This is a genomic window from Adlercreutzia sp. ZJ154 (assembly GCF_011039055.1).
In the GTDB taxonomy this organism is placed as follows: Bacteria; Actinomycetota; Coriobacteriia; order Coriobacteriales; family Eggerthellaceae; genus Adlercreutzia_A.
Window position 1 is genome coordinate 46,104 of sequence record NZ_JAAKEF010000012.1, and the last position, 21,662, is coordinate 67,765.

Sequence of the window (21,662 nt, forward strand, 5' to 3'; positions counted from 1 at the left end):
TACTATCTTTGTAATATCCACTTGAATCTTTGCATTAGCTTCCATAATTTTGAACCATATATACTATTGCGCTCTTTTTCTTTTTGTTCTAAATATGCGTCAATTAATAGTTTTAAGCTATCTTCGGATTTTTGATCACTAGATAGTAGATCGATTGCATCGAACTCTAAAGTAACTTGTCTAGATTTATACCCTTTTAAAGATATGACTATATATGGATCTAGCTTATAAAAGATAAGCGTATCATTAATTTCTAATCCCCGGATACTTTCGTAGGAAGCACTTTCGTCTCCGATAGTTATGCATAAATTCTTTATAGCAAAACGACCCACTTCGCAGGGATCGAACCTTATTCTTTCGACACCATTTGGAATATCTACCTGAATTTTAATTCGCTCTTTTCCTGCATAATAAGGAATAATTACCTTGTCAACACCATGAAACCCTTCTCCAAAATCAAAATATATCTCTCCTTTAATATTCAAAGTGTATTGATAAAGTGGAAGATAGGAATTGAGATATAAATCAATCTCGTCTTTTGCGACATCTGACGGCATTTTAATACGTGCCTTTTCCATCAATCTATATATTCGCTCTGAAGAGTCGCCGTCTTTGTATGTATGAAAAAAAGAGAATATTTCTGTTCTTCTTGATGCGTAATCATCGATTCCGCCTAAAATTGATTCGAGAATTTTTATTAATTCATGTTGCGCTTTTACAACAGCACCAGGCATTAAAAGTGTCGGATCATCCACACAGAAACCTCGATCTTGACCATACTGAAGCAAATCGGGGCATGAAAATACGATAGGTCTATTAAGTAAAAGATAATCGACATAAATAGAAGAATAATCTGTAATCAAACAGTCAAAAGCATTCAATACATGATATATGGTAAGTAGATTATCTGTAAAAATATCTGAATCTAAAAGAATCATTCTAGAGGGAAGTTCAAAAGATTTTAAATCAAACAGCACATTATCAGATGGATGCAGTTTAGCCAATAAATACGCATCATTATCAGTAAGGCAACGATCGATTGCAGCAGGATCGTAATCCTTGTAATTAAATATATTATCTATAAATTGCGCACCTTCTTCTTTAAGGCTTTTTCTCATAGTAGGTAAATACAGAATTAATTTACTACTGGATATATCAACCTCAAGCAGGCTTGACAAATGTTTTTTACCGTCTTCTGAAAAAAGATAGTCATTTCGCGGAAAACCAACTGCAAATACTTTGCGAGGATCACATGCATACATACCCGAAAAAAGCAAACTTCCGGCTTTGGATGTTGAAGCTACTATGTCGAATTGAGTGCTAATTGCACGTATGCTTGAAAAGAAACCTTGCGATGTAACCGCAGAATCAAAGAAACCAGTAAGCTTTAATGCAAAGCCATGCCATGCAGCAATAAAAATTTGTCCTATGCGTTTTTCGTATGCTAATTCATATGCTGCTGATATTAGGAACTGCGCTTCCGCAATTTTTTCTCTTGCCTCTTCAGAATCTTCTACTGCGCAACTAATTCCCTTTTCTTTCATAAGGCAACATACTTTAGGATCATGTACTACCCAAAAAGTTTCAAGATTAGTACACGAAGAAATGTATTCGTATAGCGCTCTTGGATTATCTGAAAAATCAGGCCATGATTGGAAAACGGCTAAATTTGGATTAATCGTATTCACGTCAAGCCCCTTTTCTAGAAGATATATGAATTAAACACGATACTTTTTGCAAGTATCTAGTCAACTATGCTTTATCCAAATTTAAATCTGATTTGATCCGCGTTGTACTAATCTCTGGTGTACGAGGAAGATAGATTACTTCTACTCCATTGTCTTTAAGATAATCAAATTTTCCTTTCCAGTCGTCACCCATGACAAAAATATCAATATGATATTCATGCATATCAGAACTTTTCTGCTCCCAAGAACTTTCTGGAATTACAAGATCGACATACCGTATGGCCTCAAGAAGTTGTTTTCTCTTCTCATACGAGAAATAACAACTCTTGCCTTTCTGGGTGTTAAAATCGTCTTCCGAAAGAGCCACAATTAGATAGTCGCCTAAAGCTTTAGCTCTACGTAAAAGATTAATGTGTCCGTAATGTAGAAGATCGAACGATCCATACGTAATTATGCGTTTCATTGCTTGTACACTCCTAAATATTTAACATTCCTATATCACCATTGGAGCAATCATGAGCATACTAATGCACACCCAGCCAATTATTGTCATTCCGGTTTGTAGGCATAATGAGTAAGATTTGTAGTTCATTTCATTAGTTATTCTGAAATTCAATAAAAATGCCAGTATAGGAAATACTAGTGGCAAGATGTATCTTTCTTGCACTCCTTGAACTTCGATTACTCCATTTTGAGTATATGAAATGCTGCCTACCTCGTTAAATGATATATAAAGACTGGTAATTATCAATACTGTAATAGCTGACAACAGAATAGTTATCCAAATTCTTACGCGCCAATTAGTTAAATTGTATGAACCGGAGTCGCTGTCAGAAATAGCTGTAAAAAGCAGCAATAAAAATGGGGTTATATTCAAAAACGGGATTATATTGCTTAGGCTGCCAAGATAGGCAAAATGGATAGAGGCTCGACTAAAATTCACTGGATTGAAAAACACATTAAACATTTCAGAGCAAACGATATTAAAAAAGACACTTGGATTATTCAAAATGAATGCAATCTGTTCTCTTGAATTTACTGCTCCACCACCCCTCATATCGTTTCCATATGCTCCTTGGAACATAAACGGGAAAGCAAAAGAGGCAATCATGAACATGGCAAATAGCAAAATTAAAACAATCCATATCTTCCAAATAAACTTGGAACTGAATCTTCTTTTAGGTATTAGGAAAAGCAGACCTACTAAAGGAAAGTAAATGGCTTTTGGAGCTAAAGCCAAAAAATATACAACTAGCAACAAAACTATATCCCAAGTGCCAATTAGATCTTTCTTATAAATTTGCTTGATAGTCATTGCGATAGCCAATAAAAAGAGTGCATTTTGCCAACCATCATATGAATAACTAGATGCGAGAAAAAAACTCGTAGGAATAAGAGCAACCACTGCAAGTAAAGTTTTTTTAACGGGAATTGTCCGTATTGCTATGTAACATATCGCAATATAAAAAAGCACATTAAATATGCGACCTAAAATAAAAATTTGAGATAAAGACAGATGGAGCAAACGCCCAAACCACAGTCCAACTACTAGTGGAGTGTAACCAAGCGATGTAACAGACAAGATGGACGCTCCACCGTCAGCATCAACAGCTCCTCTATGAGAAACATAATTCTGAGATTGTATTTCATTAAGTGCATCGTCATAAGCACTAATTGATTTTGAACTTTTGTCAGGCATTAATGTTTCAAAATTGTATGCAGCAGTCGCCAACAAGCGTTCGCCTTCAGAAAAAGAAGGATCTATCAAATAAGATATTCCGCATGCTCGCGAAAAATGAATTTGATCATCCCACGATATACCAGTAATGGCCGGAGGTATTACGGCCATACAAATTCCAACTGAAAGAGCAAGCGGAAGAAAGAACGCCTCAAAGGAAAAATGATTACGATAAAGCACAACAATAAAAGAAATGCATAGCGCAATTGCAAAAATAGACAATGAAACCGGAAAACTAGATAACGAAAAAAAATTACTCGCACAAATTCCACCAAACCAAGCAATACCTAAAGAAACAACCAAAATACTGCAAGCAATAACTATTTGTTTCTTTTTGATATGCTTGATATGCCTTAGCCCATTGATTAAACGGGTTTTCAGGCTAACGGCATAAGCAAGTACTATCCCAGAATAAGCAATGAAACAAAAAAGAATGTAGCGTCTTAAATTCCAATCAGTTATGTTAAAAAGGCTATAAGCTGATGAACCCGCTACGGTACAACCTTCTAAAATAAGCCCAATTCCCAAAGAAGCAATAATTAATGCAGCACAAAATTTACCGTTAAACTTATCTGAACTAGAAAACCAAATTCTTTGAATTGAAAACACAGCTACAATTTGAAAAAGGATTGCCATTGAAAACAGAAAAAATATTTCTACTAAAGAAAAGTGATCTAACGCGCAAACGCAGCCAACAATTAACAGAATGTCGTATAGCACACTAAAAATTAAACTCATTCGTGTGCTTCGTGTGCTGGTTTTATAAACTCCATACATTTTTGAATTCTTAATTGCTGTAAGCATCCTCTTGTCTTTCTTTAGTAGTCGATTATTGCGCTTTACATATTTTGTTTTCTTATCGTTTTTATACGTATATGTTTATAAACAATTATATTATTTTGGATACTAGATACCCTGATGCTAAAATCTTAACTTAGAGATTATTACAGCGAAAGGCGCATATGAAGGGCATAATTCTTGCTGGAGGAAGTGGCACGCGGCTTTACCCTCTTACTACGGTAACTAGCAAACAGTTGCTACCAGTCTACGATAAACCGATGATCTACTATCCGCTGTCAGTGCTTATGATGGCGGGCATTCAAGAAATTCTTATAATTTCGACCCCTACTGATCTTCCAAATTTTGAACGGCTTTTGGGTGATGGATCGCGCTACGGTGTGCATCTTTCTTATGCAGAACAGCCATCTCCCGACGGGCTTGCACAGGCATTCATAATTGGAGAAGATTTTATTGCCGGCGATTCTTGCGCGTTGGTGCTTGGCGACAACATATTCTATGGCAACGGCTTAAAGCGTCATTTGCGCAACGCTGTTGAATCTGCCGAAACAAACGGGGGCGCCACAGTTTTTGGCTATTACGTGGACGACCCAGAGCGTTTCGGTGTAGTGGAATTTGATAATAACTTTAATGCTATCTCTATTGAGGAAAAGCCTCAGCATCCCAAGAGCAATTATGCCGTAACTGGGCTTTACTTCTACGATAATCGTGTATGCGAATTGGCAAAACAAGTAAAACCAAGCGACCGCGGCGAGCTGGAAATAACCACGCTTAATCAAATGTATTTATCCGATGGCACTCTAAATGTAGTAACGCTTGGCAGGGGCTATGCTTGGCTAGATACAGGAACCATGGAAAGCCTCTTCGAAGCATCAGAGTTCGTTCGCGCGGTGGAACGCAGTCAAGGGCTTTCAGTTTCGGTCATTGAAGAAACCGCTTACGAAAATGGATGGATTTCCCACGAACAACTAATTGAAGCTGCAAAAATGTATGGCAAAAGCACTTATGGTCAGCATCTAATGAAGGTAGCTGAGGGACGTATTGTTCCTAGCAAATATAAGGATTAACTATGCGTATTCTTATAACAGGTGCATCTGGGCAACTTGGCAACGAATTACGAAGGCTGCTCGAAAGTGGCACAGCTGAAATTGGTCCAATTCCCGAAGAATACCGCGATGCTGAAGTTGTATATACCGACACTCCCGATCTTGATATAACAAACGAAAAAGCCGTGATGGATGCCATTAAGCTTGGCAGATATGATCTAGTTATAAATTGTGCCGCAATGACAAATGTTGATGGCTGCGAGGCAAACGAAAATACGGCAAAGTTGGTTAACGCTATAGGGGCTTGGAATTTAGCCCGTGCTACGAAAGAGCATGGTATTCCTATAGTGCATGTTTCTACCGACTATGTTTTCGCGGGTAATGAACCTGGCGAGCGCGTTGAATCGGATCTTGTTAATCCAATAAGCGCATATGGTCGCACTAAGCTTGAAGGTGAAAAACTTGTAGCAAGTGCTAACAATCGTCATCACATAGTGCGCACCGCATGGTTGTATGGGCACGTGGGCAAAAACTTCGCAAAAACGATGTTGCACTTGGCGGAATCGCACGATGAGGTAACTGTTGTAAACGATCAGCTGGGCAACCCCACTAGTGCAAACGATTTAGCTTACGAGATACTAAAAATAGCGCTAACTAACGACTATGGCATATGGCATGTTACAAATGAAGGAACCTGCTCGTGGGCAGATTTCGCCGAAGCTGTTCTTGCGAATACAAACTGCACAGTGAATCGCTGCACCAGCCAAGAATACAAAGCCGCTCACCCTGAAAGTGCTAATCGCCCCGCATTTTCCAGTTTGAAAAATAAACATTTGGAATCAACTATCGGCAACGAAATGCGTCCTTGGCAAGACGCGCTCGCTGAGTATATGGATAAACTGGCAGAACTAGGAGCATAAACTACCATTAAGTATATGCCGTAATAAGGAAGATAACTTATGAGCAATACATTTAACAACATAATAGTAACCGGTGGTGCTGGATTCATTGGAAGTAACTTTGTTCACTGGGTTGTAGACAATCAGCCCGGTGTTCATGTGACCGTTTTAGATGCTCTAACGTATGCAGGGAATCGCGAAAACCTGAACGGTATTCCTGAAAACCGCATGACTTTCGTCCATGGTAATATTTGCGATTCTGAACTTCTAGAGCAACTTGTCCCGGAATCAGATGCAATAGTTCATTTTGCTGCAGAATCGCACAACGATAATTCTATTGCCGATCCAGAACCATTTATTCGCACAAATGTAGAGGGAACTTATCGTTTGCTCGAAGCTGCTAGAAAGCATAGTGTGCGTTTCCATCACATATCCACTGACGAGGTATATGGCGACTTAGCCTTAGACGACCCAGCGCGTTTTACCGAAGATACTCCATATCATCCGTCTAGCCCATATAGTTCTACTAAGGCATCTTCCGATATGCTGGTACGAGCATGGCATCGTACTTATGGTGTGAATGCCACTATTTCTAACTGCTCAAACAACTACGGTCCAAGACAGCATATTGAGAAGTTCATTCCCAGACAGATTACGAATATTCTTTGCGATATACGTCCAAAACTTTATGGTGACGGGCTAAATGTTCGCGACTGGATTCATACTGAAGACCATTCCAGCGCTGTGTGGGCAATCCTTACACAAGGTAAAGCCGGCGAAACTTATCTAATTGGAGCCGATGGAGAAAAGAATAATTTAGAAGTGCTGCGCTCTATTTTATCGCGCATGGGAAAACAGCCAGATGATTTTGATTGGGTGCGTGACAGACCGGGACACGACCGTCGCTATGCAATTGACTCTTCTAAACTGCGTAGAGAACTTGGATGGACACCGATACATACTAATTTTGATAAAGGATTAGATGCCACTATAGATTGGTACAGCAACAATCGCGATTGGTGGGTCAGCGCAAAAGAGGCTGTAGAAGCAAAATATGCCAAGCAGGGTCAGTAGAGAGGCGGTTGGCATGTCGGCAGAATGTATACAAAGTGGCAATTTTACTTTTACCAAAACTGGCATTGACGGCGTAATAATTGTTGATGTTAAAGCCTATGGTGACGATCGCGGCTACTTCATGGAAACATACAAAAAGCCCGATTTTGTTGCCGGTGGAATCGATGTCGATTTTGTACAGGACAATCAATCTTCTAGCACGTGCGGAGTGCTGCGGGGTTTGCATTTTCAGATAAATCACCCGCAAAGCAAACTAGTGCGCGTAACGCAAGGTGAAGTTTTTGATGTAGCGGTAGATTTGCGCGAAGGCAGCCCGACGTATGGGAAATGGGAAGGCGTTGTGCTGTCTGCAGAAAATCGCCGACAATTCTTTATTCCCCGAGGTTTCGCGCATGGTTTTTTGGTTCTAAGCGATACGGCTGAATTCTGCTACAAATGCGACGACGTTTATCATCCCAACGACGAGGGCGGGTTGATGTGGAACGACCCTGCTATAGGTATTGAATGGCCACCTTTATCTGGCAACTCCACTTTTGACGAATCAAAAATTATCCTTAGCGAAAAAGATAAAGTGCATCCTGGGTTTAAGCGTTAAGATTTCTATATGAATTCAGACGTAAAGATAATTGCGATTGTTCCTGCATACAACGAGCAGGATAGCATTGTATCTACAATTGGGGACCTTAAGAACAATGCATCTAATGTTGACTATGTGATAGTTAACGACGGCTCAAAAGACAAAACTGTAAAAGTTTGCAAAGAACATAATTATAATCTTCTTTCACTGCCGATAAATTTGGGATTATCTGGAGCTTTCCAGACAGGCATGAAATATGCACTGGAAAATGACTACGATTATGCTGTGCAATTTGATGCAGACGGTCAACATTCTGCGGCATATATTTCAGCCATGTTAGAAAGCGCTCAAAAGCTCAATTCAGATATTGTTGTTGGATCTAGATTTTGCTCTCAAAAAAAACCTGTATCTGCTCGCATGATAGGTTCTCAGCTAATTACTACCATGATTAGATTGACTACTGGAAAAAGAATTCAAGATCCTACGTCAGGAATGCGACTTTTTAATAAACGAATGATACGTTGCTTTGCAAAGCATAACGATCTTGAGCCCGAGCCCGATACATTGTCTTTTTTAATGCGTAGCGGAGCTTCAGTGTCAGAAGTACAGGTAGAAATGCGTGAAAGAATCGCTGGAGAAAGTTATCTTAATTTCACAAAATCTATTACATATATGCTTCAAATGGCTTTTTCTATTCTTTTCGTACAATGGTTCAGAAAGAAGATTAAATTATGAAGCTAACTATAGCTTTGATTTTAGGCGCTGTCCTTACGCTCTGTTATATGCTTCGTAAAATTCGAAAGTCTCAACTACAGACATCAGATGCTATTTTTTGGTTTGTATTTGCAGTTTGTTTGGTAATTATTGCTATATTTCCTCAGATAGTTTTCTTTTTGTCAGATCTGTTGGGTATTCAATCGCCATCAAATTTTGTATTCCTATGCGTAGTGGCTGTGTTATTGCTAAGAGAATTTATACAAACAGCTGAAATAGCTCGTTTAAAAGAAAAAATGGCGCAATTAGCTCAAACTGATGCTTTAAACAAGAAGCTTTAGCAAAAAGGGACTGCAACAAAAGTCTTGAATGATTATCTTGAACCGCTATATATTGAAATGAAATGCAAGAAACCCACCACATATTGTGGCGGGTTTCTTATTGATGGGACTTCTGTTACAGCCCCTTTACAGTTTGTGTACTTTGTACCGAAGAATCCTGTTTACTTGTTAAGCATATTCAGAATCATGTTAGCGATTGCTTGTCCATATCCTTGTCCGGGAACAGCCCATCTACCATTTAAGTCTTCAAGATAAGGAGCACAACCGCGTGGTTTAACTAAGTGGAATCTGGGATCCACACATGTATTCTTTAATTTATCGGTAGATGCATATGCTTTAAGATGTTGAACCTGAGCACGTATACCAGTGCGAACATCTTGGAAAGTCGCGCCATTTGCCCCATTATTTGTAGCCCCTAAACCAGCAAAGTTACATTGATCAGCTTTGACTTGACCACCAAACTGAAGCCAACCAGTTTCTTTCATAGCTTGACAGAAAACAACTTCTGCTCGCACTCCTTCAGCCTGCGCCTCTTCCATAACTATCTTGCAGAACGCATTTATATCACCAGCACCCTTGGATGCATATGTTGAAGCAGGATACTGTTTCTTTTGAGAATTGAAATAACGCACCATCTGATCAACTGAAGTAGTAGAAGCACCCATTATTTTCATTTGCTTTGCATCGCGAAAAGGTTCAGCCGTATTAGTTGGTCCGGCAACGCCATGCTTCACCAACATAATTTGAATGCCTTCTAAGCGATAGGCATATCCCTCGGTGCCGGCACTTGCTCCATTTTTCGCCCAATCCATCCAACCAATATTTTGAGCATGGACTCGATAATAAATATCGTAACGGCTGGCAATTTCACCGTTAAGTTTTATTTGAATTGCTTCAAGTCGAAGGGCTCTCCCAGAAGTTCCCGACATTGACCCATTGCTTTTCCAGTTATTTTCCCATCCAAGATTTTCGACATGCGTACGATAATCGACTCCGCCAGCATAGCCTGTATTTTGAATATTAATCTTTATGCCTTCAAGCCGTAAAGCGTGCCCTGTTGTGCCTGAAACTGCACCGTCATAAACATTGCCTTGCCACCCAATATTCTCTACATGAGTAGAGTATTTAACATACTTAGCTCGGAAAGGTTCATTAGTAGATCCAGGAGCGCTATTACCCTTTTTAACTAATTTGATTTGGATTCCCTCAAGGCGATAGGCGTAGCCCGCTGTTCCAGCACTTTCACCATTTTTTGCCCAGTCCATCCAACCAATATTCTCGGCATGGACTCGATAATAAATATCAAAATTATTAGCAACATCACCTGTTAGCCCAATCTGTATGGCTTCTAGTCTAAGTGCTCTACCAGTCGTTCCTGAAACAGCTCCGTTTGATTTCCAATCATTTTCCCAGCCAATATTTTCAATATGAGTGCGATAGCGAACGCTTCCTGAATAGCCTGTATTTTGCACATTAACCTTTATACCTTCAAGTCGTAAAGCGCGACCTGTAGTGCCTGCAGTGCCTCCGTCTGCAGCATTAGCCTGCCACCCAATGTCTTGCACGTGCGTTGAGTAGGTTACTAGAGGTTGTTGCTTAATCATATAAGAGCCATTAACATCACCAGGTGCCTGAGCTCCCTGCGGAACAACAGCTACTTCAATTGCTTCTACCGCATAGCCATATCCAGAGGATCCAGCACTCTGACCACCCTTAGCCCAGCCTAACCATCCTAAATTGGCAACATGCGCTCTGTAATAAATATCATATTGACTATCAGCATTGCCAGTCAGTTGCATCTCGACAGCTTGTATAGAAGCATTTTTTCCAGTAGTACCAGAGGTAGCACCATTAGAAACCCAAGCACCCCACACACCGTTAGTGTTAGATCTGTAAGTAATACCACCTGAATTTTTAGCACCATTCATTAGGTCAATCTGGAAAGCTTCAATACCTCTATTTTTACCAACCGTTCCTGAAACTTTACGATCGTATACGGCTGTTTCCCAACCGAGATTAGCAACATGAGATTTCACTGAAACCAATGCATTCTGTGCAGCAATATTGGCTTTTAGTAATCCATATTGATTAGCTACACCAGTTGCATCAGCCACACCAAGATTTTTACGGTTAGAATCACTCTTGAGGAAAGAAGCATCATTTGCATTGCTAATAAAAGCATGCTCAACTATTATTCCCGGAATTCCAGCCTCGCGAGAGCCTGCAATAACACCATAATAATCTCTAAGAGAACCGTCCGGATACTTACTGTTATTTTCTGTATTTCTAGTTTTTACTCCGCGTTTAGAAAGTCCCAGAGATCCTAACTGATCTAAAATCTTCTGACCTAATGAGCTGCCCTCTGCATGTTTGTCATTTAAATAAGAACTATTATTTGGAACCCATACTTCAGATCCCGAAGCCGCCAAGGAATCAGCAGAATTGCAATGCACACTTACGAATACATGAGCTCCTACAGCCGCAGCTTTGTCTACACGTTCTTGAATTCCTACATAATTATCTCCATTACGGGTCATATAAGGTGTAACGCCCGTGTAAGTAGCAAGTTCATCTCTCAAATGAGAAGCAATTGATAAGTTAATATCACTTTCTCTTATGCCATTTGCACAAGCTCCAGGGTCGCTGCCACCATGACCTGGATCAATTGCCACAATTAGATAATCAAAGCGAGCAGACGATGCGTTACCCCAAGCATTTCCTGCTCCAAATAAATTTGCAAAAAATCCAACTATTGCATCCAATGCATTAGTAAAGAAATTACCATCTTCTGGCTCGGGCGACTCCTCGCTGCTTTCCTCGTTTTCACCAAGTGTTTCTTGGGTAAAATCTGCGCTTTCACCATTTGCAACAGTTGGTGACCCATCAGGATTAGTAGCATCGACACTACCAGTTATATCAGCAGCTTCGGCTGCATTTTTCGCTTCACTAGAAACAAGTATTCCACCGAGAGCTTTGACGGTGCTATCTTTCACGATATTTTTGTCTTCTTTAACATTAGAAGCACCATCAGCATCAGCTATCTGTACAGCATCTTCAACGCTTTCGGCTGCTGTTATATCACCATTTTCGCCAAGAGCAAAAACAGAAACATCTTCGTTTCCCATTTCAGACGAATCGGAAATCGCATTAGAAAGATCTTGAGTTACAACATCAAAAGCATAGGCTGCATAACCAGAATCAGTTGTCTCAGCTTTGGCAGAAGCTACATCTTCAATAACTTCAATATTTTCTGAATCACTATCGCAATCTATATTCTTTATTTCAGCAGCACCAAAATCAATAAAATATTCTTTGTCAGCAATCTTGTATCTCAATTCTGCCAGCATGTAACCAAGAGCTTCAGAGTCATTATTAAACTTTTTTGAGAATAAAATTGCATTGTTAACTATGTTTGTTGCTTCGATAGAAAGAGAAGTCTCTTGACCTGCAACTTCTAATTTTAATGTAGCTTCATCTATAGGATCGCTTTTCTTAAAACCAATTGCTATTTGTTGTTCTTCACCAATAGCCAAAATAGCCTTGTCTATATAAATAAACTCAATGGCATCATCCATACTTACATTAGTTGCCACATCTTCAACGGCTGTGTCGGTTTTATTGTCGATCTCTGAATTTGTATTTTCTGTACTATCGACAGTTTCGGTTTCAACCGAAATATCTGCTTTACTAGATTCGTCTTGAGCATTGACGTCTACATCTTGTTTTTCATCAGTGTTGTCATCTACATCAGCAATATCCGAAATAGGCAACTCAGTTGTAGGATTTGCGTCAACCTCGTCCTCTGCAGCATACGCCGGTATTCCCAATAACGAGAATGAAAGAGTTAGACTAAGCATTACAGCTATTGCTTTTTGTGTACTGCGCATACAACCCCCATAAACCTCTTCATATATTCATAAATATGATTTTGCATATTGCAACAGTGTAGTATTTTACCGCCTTACAGCCGAGTTTCGTAAAAAACTACAACAAAGTCTAACAATTATGTAGGTGCGTCCACACCCCTAACGTTGCGTTTAGGGTTGCGGTTAAGTTGCAAAGTTTCTCAAAGCCGCTCAATGAATTATTCGTCTGGTTTATTCGTGCTTATGAATCACTTCGGTTATAATTCGTTTACATTGCGGGCGTAGTTCAATGGTAGAACCGGAGCCTTCCAAGCTCCTGACGCGGGTTCGATTCCCGTCGCCCGCTCCATTTTAATCTCGGTTCGCCTTGTCGAACAAACTGCGGCTTGCATTTTCGTACAATACTATTGCAGGCATGCTTGCAATAAAACGAATGCGAAAGGGAAGCCTATGACAGCGCGGAAATTCGACACGTTCATCTTTGATTTAGACGGTACGCTGCTAGACACGCTGCCCGATCTAACGCTGCTAGCAAACCGCATTCTTCGCGAAGTTGGCTATCCCGAGCGTTCAGAAAGCGAAATTCTATCGTTTGTTGGTAACGGAGTTCGTCGTCTTATGTATCAGGCATTGCCCGAAGGCGCGCCCGAAGAAATTACCGACCGCGCCATGCAAATATGGAACGATCACTTCCAAGAATATTTTGAGCACACGCACCCCTATCCGGGTATCGTAGATGTGCTGCAACAGTTACGGACACGAAGCGTGCGCATAGGCGTGGTGTCGAACAAGCTGCAGGCTGGGGTCGATCAGATAGTAAGCATTCGGCTTCCCGGCATGATTGATGACATGCTAGGCGAAAGCCCAGCGGTGCCGCGCAAACCCGATCCTACCGGAATCAACATGATGGTCAGGTCGCTTCAAACTACGCCCGAGCATACTGTTTATGTTGGCGATTCAGCAGGTGATATGCGAGCGGCACATAATGCTGGTCTTTTCGCAATAGCGGTGCGCTGGGGCTACAACAATCCAGATAATTTTGCAGACCAAGGGGCGCAGGCTATTCCTGATGCTATCGTGAATTCTGCGGAAGAATTACTTGCATATGCAGTTGATTAATAAGTACGGCGAAAATAGCACCAAAAATTCCAACGCCATATGGCTTATTGCTCTGTCTTGGGGTCTGGTAATAATATGGGCGCTGGTTATTTTCTTCATGTCTGCCCATACCGGAAGCGACCTAAATGAAGGCGACGACTTTATTGCACTCGTTAAGCAGTGGTTAAACGATATCCAGATGCGCTACTTGGGTCCCGGAGTAGATTTAGCATCATCTATTGCGCATTTTTGCGAATTTACCGTTTTTGGCGCTTTATTAGCGAACGCTTTCGGAAAGCACTTCAGTCGCCGCTGGCTGCTTATATTCTTGCTGGCTGTATTGGTTGCCAGCATATATGCAATAACTGACGAGGTGCATCAAATTTTTGTTCCCGACCGGGCATGCGATCCTATTGATTGGATAGTGGACACAGCTGGCGCAATGCTAGGAGCTGCTATTTGGTTAGCGGCGGCTAGACGAATTGTGCGGCGTAAGCAGGTCGAGAACTGACGTATCTAGCGCTTGAGCAACGCGCGTAATCATTGAAAGTTTCAAGTCCGATTCGCCGCTTTCTATCTTATAAAGCGTCGGTCTAGAAATGCCAGCAACTTGAGCAAAAGTTGTTATGCTCATCGACTGTTCTTTTCGCAGGCGCGCTACATTTAGACCCAGTGTTATTGCTTCTTCTAAGGTAAGCTGGGTATGTTTGGGGTAAAGCTGAGTATTGCGCTGCGAAAATTGCATCTTTACAGCGTATACGGCGGTTTTGATAATTGCGTAAGCGAACGTTTACAATTTCGCTATTTCATCTAATTATTTTAATTTCACCATAAGTTTTAGACATTTTTACGCTTTTAGTGCTGGCGGCACCATATGTCGCCGCAGTACATATTGCACAGCATCCGTTCATTATTTTTCAAGCGCTTTCAAACCCGTTGGGATTGTTAGACTGCCATCTCCAACCGTCTTCGCACATGCGATCCAAATCGTATTCCGCTTCCCAACCAAGTTGTTCGCGCGCCTTACCTACAGCGGCGTAGTTTTCGGCTATGTCGCCAGAGCGCCTCGGCATAACTTCGTAAGGTATTTCGCGCCCACTTGCTTTTTCGAAAGCGTGAATTACATCAAAAACGCTAGAGCCATTACCGGTTCCAAGGTTGAATATCCCCACACCTCGACGAGTACCATCGCTATCGGGCGTGCCCGATATGCTGGCATCACCTGTGGTTATGCCGCCATCAGGCGTTCCGGCACTGCCGCCCATCCAATCAAGCGCCGCAACATGCCCACGCGCTAAATCGACCACATGCACATAGTCGCGCACGCCTGTGCCATCAGGCGTTGGGTAGTCGTCGCCAAAAACGCCAACGCGCGCAAGTTTTCCCACAGCAACTTGCGCTACATAAGGCAGCAAGTTGTTCGGAATACCTTTGGGGTCTTCGCCAATTAGCCCGCTTTCGTGCGCGCCAATTGGATTGAAGTAGCGCAGCAGCACTACATTCCATTCGTTATCGCCAATGTAGGTATCGGTTAGAACCTGTTCAAGCATGCTTTTCGTCTGACCATACGGATTCGTTGCGTTATGTTTGGGTGCTGCCTCAGTTAGTGGAACAAAATCGGGTTCGCCATACACCGTAGCGCTAGATGAGAACACAATGTTTTTCACGCCGTAGCTGCGCGCAACATCTAGCAGCACCAACGTGCCCGCCACGTTGTTCCAGTAATATTCCAGTGGCTTTTGCACCGATTCGCCAACCGCTTTAAAGCCTGCGAAGTGGATTATTACGTCTATAGGGAAAGTGTCAAAAGTACGCTTGAGCGCCTCGCGGTCTAGAATGGAAGCCTCCACGAAAACCAGCTGCGAAGAGTTTGCAGGAATGTCAACTATTTGCCGTATGCGATCTAGCACAACAGGGTTTGAATTGCTAAGGTCGTCAAGCACCACTACGTTATAGCCGCGTTGAAGCAGCTCTACCGTAGTGTGGCTGCCAATAAAACCAGCACCGCCGGTAACTAATACGGTAATCTCGTTCGGCTTCTTTGCAAGCGATTTGTTCGCCATCTTTGCTCCTATGGACGATTACTATTTCGCTACATTATAGAAAAAGACGATAAAATTTTGACAATTACGGGGTTAAATTCCTATTCGGATTCAAATGTCAAACAAGCCCTCGGGGAGACGAGGGCTTGTTTGTTGGCGAATCTGCAAGACGAGGAGAGCAGATCACCTCAAAAGCAAAAGAGAGGAGGTGAGAAACAACTGTGCTTATGTAGTGGGGGTTGCACGAGTTGTTCTACGCAAGTTAGAATAGGCTAACTTTTACAAACGCGCAAGAGTAAAGTCTAGAAAAATGCTAGATTTAGCGTTATTCACATATTTTCTTCACAGCAAATGTTTTCCCATAACTTTTGAGTAGCTCCTAGTCAAATAAACAGACCAAAATGGTCAAAACTTCCGACTTTCCATGGTTGGTATGCTGCATAGCTAACCTGAATTATGGAGAACACTGGGCAAACAGCATCAAGCGACACGCCGGCGGACACTTTTTACCCTTTCTTACCATGGAAAGTCGGAAGTTTTGACCATTTTTCGGAAAATTTTGCACTAACGAAGCAAAAACTGAGAACAGAGCAAAAAGCGTACCAAAAGAAGCTGTGTATTGTGCGCATTACGCAGGGCGTTGCTATAATCTTTCTCGACAATTTATGTACTGCACTAATGGCATTGCAAACAATGTTTCGCAGTGACGCAGAAACCGTACTTTTAAATAGTAGGCATCAAATGGGCAGTATAAACCGATCAAGGAGATAGTATGTCTGACATACATTTCGGAACCGATGGCTGGCGAGCCATTATTGGCGAAGGTTTCACTGAAGAAAACTTGCGAAAAGTAGTGAATGCAGCTGCATTGATATTCGCAGAAGATGCAGCTAAGGCGGGTGCGAAAGCAGATGCGCCGGGCGTTTTGTACGTTGGGCACGATTGTCGCCTAGATGCACATCATTTCGCCGAAATAGCTGCAAATACAGCTGCCAATCACGGCTTCCGCGTAAAGCTAACTCAAGATTATTGCCCCACACCTACACTTTGTTGGTCGGTTGCCCACGATGATGAAGCCGTTGGCGGCATAATGCTTACCAGCTCGCACAACCCTGCCGAATATTTGGGTGTTAAGCTGCGCATGGCTGATGGCGGCGCTAGCCCTAAGGAATTCACCGACCGGGTAGAGCAAGCTATGGATGCTATCGAAAATGCATCCGACGGTGCGAACGCCCAAAGCGCCAACAGCGCCAACGTATCGAACAAAGTTGGCACTGTTGCTGAGGTCGATCTTATGACACCATATTTAGCAGCGCTGCGAGAACTTGTAGACACAGAGGCTATTCGCGCCGCAAATCTGCGCATTGTGGTGGACCCTCTTTTCGGTGCGGGTCGCGCTTATCTTGCAAATTTGTTGCGCGATATGGGCGTAGAAGTTGTCGAAATAAACAACGCAGCCGATCCTACGTTTGACGGCTTACATCCTGAGCCAATTCCACCATGGGTTGACCGAGGTTTGGCGAAGGTACGCGAGTTAGGCTACGATGCGCTGTTTATAAACGACGGAGATGCCGACCGCATTGGCGCAGGCGATTCACGCGGCAATTTTGTGAATCCGCATCGCATAATTACCCTCATAACTCAGCACATGGTAAATCGTGGCGAAACCGGGCGCGTGGTATCTACAATAACAGCATCCGCCTTGCTTGACCGTTTGTGCCGCAAACTAGGGCTTGAGCTAATATCTACACCGGTTGGCTTCAAATGGATTTATGGCGAAATGGAAAAAGGCGGAGTTATGGTTGGCGGCGAAGAGTCGGGCGGAATTGGACTGCCCGGTCACGTGAAAGAGCGCGACGGACTGCTAATGGCGCTTCTGCTAACTGAAACGATGGCACAAACCGGCAAAGATTTAGGCACATTAGTAGACGAAATGCTAGAAGATTTGGGGCATTTGGAATTTGCTCGTCGCGGACTTACTGTCAGCGATGCGCAGATGAGCAATTTCCGCAACCAAACCATTCCGAATTTTGCACCTGAAAAAGTGTGTGGCAGCCGTGTTGTTGGCGAAGACAGACGCGACGGTGTGAAATTCATGCTAGAAGGCGATGCTTGGGTAATGATGCGTCCTTCTGGCACCGAGCCGCTAGTGCGTATATACGCCGAAGCTGAAACTACAGATAAGGTGGAGGCGCTGCTTGATTGGGCACAAGGCATTGTTGAGAATGGCGCATAGCAGCACAAGGCAAACAATCGCATAAATGCTGTGTGCGCAATGCAGATGCCGCGCTAATTAGATGCCAGCTTTTTCAGCAACGCCCATGCGCGCTGTTTTAAGTCGTCATCTTTCAACATGTCTGCGAAATTGCAGAGTGTAACGGCGTTACGCCCGAACACTCTGCAATGCGCATTTTTAGGAATCTTGCAGCGATAAGCTTCGCTTAGCAGCCCTACACTGGCGGAATCTAGCACAATTAGCGCAATGGGATCGATTCCTTCTATAATGCTCATTAAATCTTTAGCACCAAGAGACAGATTATTGTTGGCAGCTTCATTTTTGGCATACAGCTGAAGCCATGCTATGTCTTGTTTGAACCCAAGGCGTTTAGCCGAATTGTTTATAGCATCTTGCATTTCAGAGTTGGGCACCTGTTCCGACACAACAACAAGAAGCGAATCTGGCGTTCCGTCCAGAAATTCGGCATATGCTTCAAGCACATTGCGTGCGTTGACTTCGTAAATGTTACTGTTCGCAGGATTCTTCACACCAACCCCTTGCATAAACTTCATCAGCCTATTAAAAAGAATATTAGCATTCGAAGCTAAAGATCGATGCGGCATGTATGACTTGATAAGGCGCACTTGCGGTGTATTACGGAGGAAAATATGTGCACTAACGGGGTAAATACAGGGCAACTGGAATTGATGATTGAACAAATAGACGACCATTTGAAGCTAGAGCGCCGCTGGACACATAATCTGGCTCACAATGCCGAAGATGCTGGGTTCGCAACCGTTTCAGAGAAACTGCATGCGGCTCAGGCGCTGCTCGACGATGCTCGCGCGCTGCTTGACGAAGCAAAAGACGCTATTGAGGATGATGCCGAAGCGGCTGGTGGCGTTACTGTTAGTTTAGTTTAGGCGTTTTATGAAACAAGATCTTATGCGGTTCTCGGTGGCCATGCCCGAAGAACTGCTTATGGAGTTTGACCAGCTTGTGGCACGGCGTGGTCTTGCGAAAAACCGCAGCGAGGTGGTGCGCGATTTAGTGCGCGAAGCTTTGATAGAGTCAAAGTGCTCTATGCCCGGCAGTATAGTTATGGGTACGCTTACTATTGTGTACAGCCATCATTCGAACGACCTGCAGGAAAAGCTGCATAGCATTCAGCACGACTACTTCGAAAATATAGTGTCTACAGTGCATGTTCATATAGATGCGCATACGTGTTTAGAAGTAATAGTATTGCGCGGTGAAGTAACACTTGTGCAGGACGTGGCGAATTTAATCCTTGGCACGAAAGGCGTGCAAAGCGGCAAATTGGTGCTTACTACAACTGGTGAGTACATGTAATGGTTTGTTTGCCGGACTGTAGTGCTGCTATTGTGAAGCTAGGATAATTTTGAAATTCTCAATTTGGAGGAAAAATGGCTGACGAGAAAGTGATGCTCGGTCACGGCAGTGGCGGAACCATGATGAAGCGCATCATAGACGAAGTATTCATGCGCGCTTATGGCAATGACGCGCTAGCCACTGGCGACGACGCGGCTGTGTTGCCGTCTCCTTCTGCCGATAGTCAACTTGCGTTTTCAACAGACTCGTTTGTAGTTACTCCTCATTTCTTTCCGGGCGGCGATATTGGGCGCTTAGCTGTGTGCGGCACCGTAAACGATGTAGCCACTAGCGGAGCTGCCCCCATAGCGCTTAGCTGCGGCATGATTTTAGAAGAAGGGTTCCCCTTAGACGATTTGCGCCGCATATGCGAAAGCATGGCTAGCGCGGCTGCTGAAGCGGGAGTACGCATTGTTACTGGCGATACAAAAGTTGTGAACCGGGGTCATGGCGATGGTGTTTTCATAAACACTAGCGGCGTAGGCGTAATACGCGCCGGCGTGCATCTGGGCGGGGCGCAATGCCGCCCCGGCGACAAAGTATTGATTAGCGGCACTCTAGGCGACCACGGCATAACAATAATGAGTCAGCGCGAAGGCTTGGGGTTTACGGCAAACGTCGAAAGCGACGCTGCACCTTTGAATCATCTTATAGCTGATGTTTTGGAAGCTGCACCAAACGTGCGCTGTTTCCGCGATCCTACACGCGGGGGTCTTGCCTCTACGTTAAATGAACTGGCTGCACAAGCACAAGTGGATATCACCGTTGAAGAAACGGCTATTCCGGTACAACCAGCGGTAATGGGAGCTTGCGAAATGCTTGGTTATGATGTGCTTCAAGTAGCCAACGAGGGAAAAATGGTGTGTGTGGTAGCGCCCGATCAGGCTGAAGCGGCGCTGCAAACTATGCGCGCAAACAAATACGGAGCTGACGCGGCAATCATCGGCGAAGTTGATGCTACACCTTCTGATCGCACTCCGCGCGTTATGCTGCGTACAGCTTTCGGTAGTACACGTATTTTAGATATGCTGGTTGGCGAACAACTTCCTAGAATCTGCTAAATTATTGCTAAATTATTGCTAATTTATGCCAATTAAGCGTCATGGTGCTTAATTGGCATAGTTTTTGTAGTTTGTTTAACGTAGAGTTGTCCGTTGAGCGGTTTTAGGGTTGCATCCTATTCTGGTAATGGTATTGTGCCGCTAGCAAAGCCATTGGGTAGACGAGGTGCGTTGCGACGCATTCCCAACGACACGAAAAGGAGTTGATTCTATGTCGCATCCTGTTATTGAGGCTGACGAGTGCATCGGCTGCGGTATATGCGTTGACGCATGCCCGCAAGAGGTTCTGGAAGTTGTCGGCGGCGTAGCTGACGCTGTAAACGAAGATGCTTGCATAGCTTGTGGCGATTGTCTTGAGGAATGCCCCATGGGCGCTATTACGGAGATAGTTGAAGACTAGTAGATTAGCAAGCTAAAAATGCATTTGGCGAAGACCGGGCTACATGTCCGGTCTTCGTGTTTTAGGCGCAAAATATGCGCTATGCTGTTTCTTTAAGTATAAAAACAACAAGCAGGTATTGAGCATGAACAGTTCTTCAAAGAAAACCGAACGCGAAAAAATTGCCAAAATTATTTCCGAACGAAACTTAGTAAGTTATATGAACAACACTAAGTGGAGTGAGTTTATAAAAGCTATGCGCGAAGAACTGCCTTTCGAACCACCATATGATTACAAAACTCTTTTTGATGACAGCGAATACAGTTCCTATTTGCTTAAAGGTGAAGGTCCTTTTTCTATTGATTATTACGACGACGAAAATTTCAATTTCTCAACTTATAAGACGATTGAATGGGTAAAAGTTAGACCGCACTTTTTTGAACTTACAGGCGGATATTTGGTTAAAGAAAAAGTATGGCACGATTGCGAAAAAGAGTTCGTAGAAGCTCTGCGCAAATATTCGATACCCTACGAAGAGGATAACGGACTATATACGATTTACGGATACAGATAACGGGTTAATTTCTTCAACGCGAAAAGCAGGTGTGCCAGTTTTCTGCAAGTTTTCTGCAAGATTTGTATACATTAAAAGTTGCAATTGAGCAGATTTGCGACGTAATAGCTGTTGCAAACAGTTGATTTCATAGCGATTTTCAGTGTCACTAAATATC

22 protein-coding genes and 1 tRNA gene are annotated in these 21,662 nt (G+C 42.9%); 15 read left to right on the top strand and 8 right to left on the bottom strand.

Going from position 1 to position 21,662, the window contains the following annotated elements; translation table 11 throughout:
* Nucleotides 1-2 precede the first annotated feature (2 nt).
* The 3 genes from G7Y37_RS05905 to G7Y37_RS05915 all read right to left on the bottom strand — a co-directional run bounded on the left by G7Y37_RS05905 (nt 3) and on the right by G7Y37_RS05915 (nt 4,230).
* Nucleotides 3-1,688: a CDP-glycerol glycerophosphotransferase family protein gene (locus G7Y37_RS05905; RefSeq protein ID WP_165062547.1), complete on the bottom strand. Its 1,686-nt coding sequence runs from the start codon at nt 1,686-1,688 to the stop codon at nt 3-5.
* A 64-nt stretch (nt 1,689-1,752) separates the two neighbouring features.
* A complete protein-coding gene (tagD, locus tag G7Y37_RS05910) occupies nt 1,753-2,151 on the bottom strand; it encodes a glycerol-3-phosphate cytidylyltransferase (RefSeq protein WP_165062548.1) in 399 nt (132 codons plus the stop codon).
* 30 nt (nt 2,152-2,181) lie between these two features.
* The gene (locus tag G7Y37_RS05915; protein ID WP_165062549.1) at nt 2,182-4,230 is read right to left on the bottom strand and encodes a DUF2142 domain-containing protein; all 2,049 of its coding nucleotides are present in this window, start codon (nt 4,228-4,230) and stop codon (nt 2,182-2,184) included.
* Between the two features lie 158 nt (nt 4,231-4,388).
* Between G7Y37_RS05915 and rfbA the strand changes: the two genes are divergently transcribed.
* The 6 genes from rfbA to G7Y37_RS05945 are packed head-to-tail and all read left to right on the top strand — an operon-like array spanning nt 4,389 to nt 8,875.
* Nucleotides 4,389-5,291: a glucose-1-phosphate thymidylyltransferase RfbA gene (rfbA, locus tag G7Y37_RS05920; RefSeq protein ID WP_165062550.1), complete on the top strand. Its 903-nt coding sequence runs from the start codon at nt 4,389-4,391 to the stop codon at nt 5,289-5,291.
* 2 nt (nt 5,292-5,293) lie between these two features.
* Nucleotides 5,294-6,190 (top strand): dTDP-4-dehydrorhamnose reductase, encoded by an 897-nt coding sequence (rfbD, locus tag G7Y37_RS05925; RefSeq protein ID WP_165062551.1) that lies wholly within the window; start codon nt 5,294-5,296, stop codon nt 6,188-6,190.
* A 39-nt stretch (nt 6,191-6,229) separates the two neighbouring features.
* Nucleotides 6,230-7,243: a dTDP-glucose 4,6-dehydratase gene (rfbB, locus tag G7Y37_RS05930; RefSeq protein WP_165062552.1), complete on the top strand. Its 1,014-nt coding sequence runs from the start codon at nt 6,230-6,232 to the stop codon at nt 7,241-7,243.
* 13 nt (nt 7,244-7,256) lie between these two features.
* Nucleotides 7,257-7,838, top strand: coding sequence for a dTDP-4-dehydrorhamnose 3,5-epimerase (gene rfbC, locus G7Y37_RS05935; protein WP_165062553.1), 582 nt, complete (start codon nt 7,257-7,259; stop codon nt 7,836-7,838).
* 9 nt (nt 7,839-7,847) lie between these two features.
* Nucleotides 7,848-8,555, top strand: a complete 708-nt coding sequence (locus G7Y37_RS05940) for a glycosyltransferase family 2 protein (protein WP_165062554.1) — start codon at nt 7,848-7,850, stop codon at nt 8,553-8,555.
* Nucleotides 8,552-8,875 (top strand): DUF2304 domain-containing protein, encoded by a 324-nt coding sequence (locus G7Y37_RS05945; RefSeq protein ID WP_165062555.1) that lies wholly within the window; start codon nt 8,552-8,554, stop codon nt 8,873-8,875. The genes G7Y37_RS05940 and G7Y37_RS05945 overlap by 4 nt, the downstream gene beginning before the upstream one ends.
* Before the next feature lie 161 nt (nt 8,876-9,036).
* Here the strand turns inward: G7Y37_RS05945 and G7Y37_RS05950 are convergent, their stop codons facing one another.
* Nucleotides 9,037-12,762 (bottom strand): N-acetylmuramoyl-L-alanine amidase, encoded by a 3,726-nt coding sequence (locus tag G7Y37_RS05950; RefSeq protein WP_165062556.1) that lies wholly within the window; start codon nt 12,760-12,762, stop codon nt 9,037-9,039.
* A 254-nt stretch (nt 12,763-13,016) separates the two neighbouring features.
* On the opposite strand from G7Y37_RS05950, the gene G7Y37_RS05955 reads away from it, so the two are divergent.
* From G7Y37_RS05955 to G7Y37_RS05965, 3 genes are all read left to right on the top strand, one after another.
* Nucleotides 13,017-13,090: transfer RNA gene (locus G7Y37_RS05955), tRNA-Gly, on the top strand.
* Nucleotides 13,091-13,191: 101 nt separating this feature from the next.
* Nucleotides 13,192-13,860, top strand: a complete 669-nt coding sequence (locus tag G7Y37_RS05960) for an HAD family hydrolase (protein WP_165062557.1) — start codon at nt 13,192-13,194, stop codon at nt 13,858-13,860.
* The gene (locus G7Y37_RS05965) at nt 13,847-14,350 is read left to right on the top strand and encodes a VanZ family protein (RefSeq protein WP_165062558.1); all 504 of its coding nucleotides are present in this window, start codon (nt 13,847-13,849) and stop codon (nt 14,348-14,350) included. The genes G7Y37_RS05960 and G7Y37_RS05965 overlap by 14 nt, the downstream gene beginning before the upstream one ends.
* Here the strand turns inward: G7Y37_RS05965 and G7Y37_RS05970 are convergent.
* Both G7Y37_RS05970 and galE read right to left on the bottom strand, forming a co-directional pair.
* On the bottom strand, nt 14,303-14,584 hold the full coding sequence (locus tag G7Y37_RS05970; RefSeq protein WP_165062559.1) for a helix-turn-helix domain-containing protein: 282 nt from the start codon (nt 14,582-14,584) through the stop codon (nt 14,303-14,305). The two genes, G7Y37_RS05965 and G7Y37_RS05970, sit on opposite strands and share 48 nt — an antisense overlap.
* A 172-nt stretch (nt 14,585-14,756) precedes the next feature.
* Nucleotides 14,757-15,902: a UDP-glucose 4-epimerase GalE gene (galE, locus tag G7Y37_RS05975; RefSeq protein WP_165062560.1), complete on the bottom strand. Its 1,146-nt coding sequence runs from the start codon at nt 15,900-15,902 to the stop codon at nt 14,757-14,759.
* Between the two features lie 751 nt (nt 15,903-16,653).
* On the opposite strand from galE, the gene G7Y37_RS05980 reads away from it, so the two are divergent.
* Entirely contained in the window at nt 16,654-18,117 is a 1,464-nt protein-coding gene (locus G7Y37_RS05980; RefSeq protein ID WP_165062561.1) for a phosphoglucosamine mutase, read from the top strand.
* Nucleotides 18,118-18,170: 53 nt separating this feature from the next.
* On the opposite strand, the gene G7Y37_RS05985 is transcribed toward G7Y37_RS05980, so the two are convergent.
* Nucleotides 18,171-18,647 carry a hypothetical protein gene (locus G7Y37_RS05985; protein ID WP_165062562.1) on the bottom strand — a complete coding sequence of 159 codons (477 nt, stop codon included), beginning with the start codon at nt 18,645-18,647 and terminating at the stop codon, nt 18,171-18,173.
* 120 nt (nt 18,648-18,767) lie between these two features.
* Here G7Y37_RS05985 and G7Y37_RS05990 point away from each other — a divergent pair, with 120 nt between their 5' ends.
* From G7Y37_RS05990 to G7Y37_RS06010, 5 genes are all read left to right on the top strand, one after another.
* Complete coding sequence (locus tag G7Y37_RS05990; protein WP_165062563.1) at nt 18,768-19,022, top strand: dynein gamma chain protein; 255 nt, start codon at nt 18,768-18,770, stop codon at nt 19,020-19,022.
* 7 nt (nt 19,023-19,029) lie between these two features.
* The gene (gene nikR / locus G7Y37_RS05995) at nt 19,030-19,452 is read left to right on the top strand and encodes a nickel-responsive transcriptional regulator NikR (RefSeq protein ID WP_165062564.1); all 423 of its coding nucleotides are present in this window, start codon (nt 19,030-19,032) and stop codon (nt 19,450-19,452) included.
* 74 nt (nt 19,453-19,526) lie between these two features.
* The gene (gene hypE / locus G7Y37_RS06000; protein ID WP_165062565.1) at nt 19,527-20,552 is read left to right on the top strand and encodes a hydrogenase expression/formation protein HypE; all 1,026 of its coding nucleotides are present in this window, start codon (nt 19,527-19,529) and stop codon (nt 20,550-20,552) included.
* Nucleotides 20,553-20,763: 211 nt separating this feature from the next.
* Nucleotides 20,764-20,952, top strand: a complete 189-nt coding sequence (locus G7Y37_RS06005) for a 4Fe-4S binding protein (protein ID WP_165062566.1) — start codon at nt 20,764-20,766, stop codon at nt 20,950-20,952.
* A 124-nt stretch (nt 20,953-21,076) separates the two neighbouring features.
* Complete coding sequence (locus G7Y37_RS06010) at nt 21,077-21,505, top strand: DUF6678 family protein (protein WP_165062567.1); 429 nt, start codon at nt 21,077-21,079, stop codon at nt 21,503-21,505.
* Here G7Y37_RS06010 and G7Y37_RS09125 read toward each other — a convergent pair.
* Nucleotides 21,479-21,662, bottom strand: a 184-nt coding sequence (locus G7Y37_RS09125; RefSeq protein ID WP_206214113.1) for a hypothetical protein, incomplete at its 5' end; no start/stop codon positions are given. The genes G7Y37_RS06010 and G7Y37_RS09125 overlap by 27 nt on opposite strands.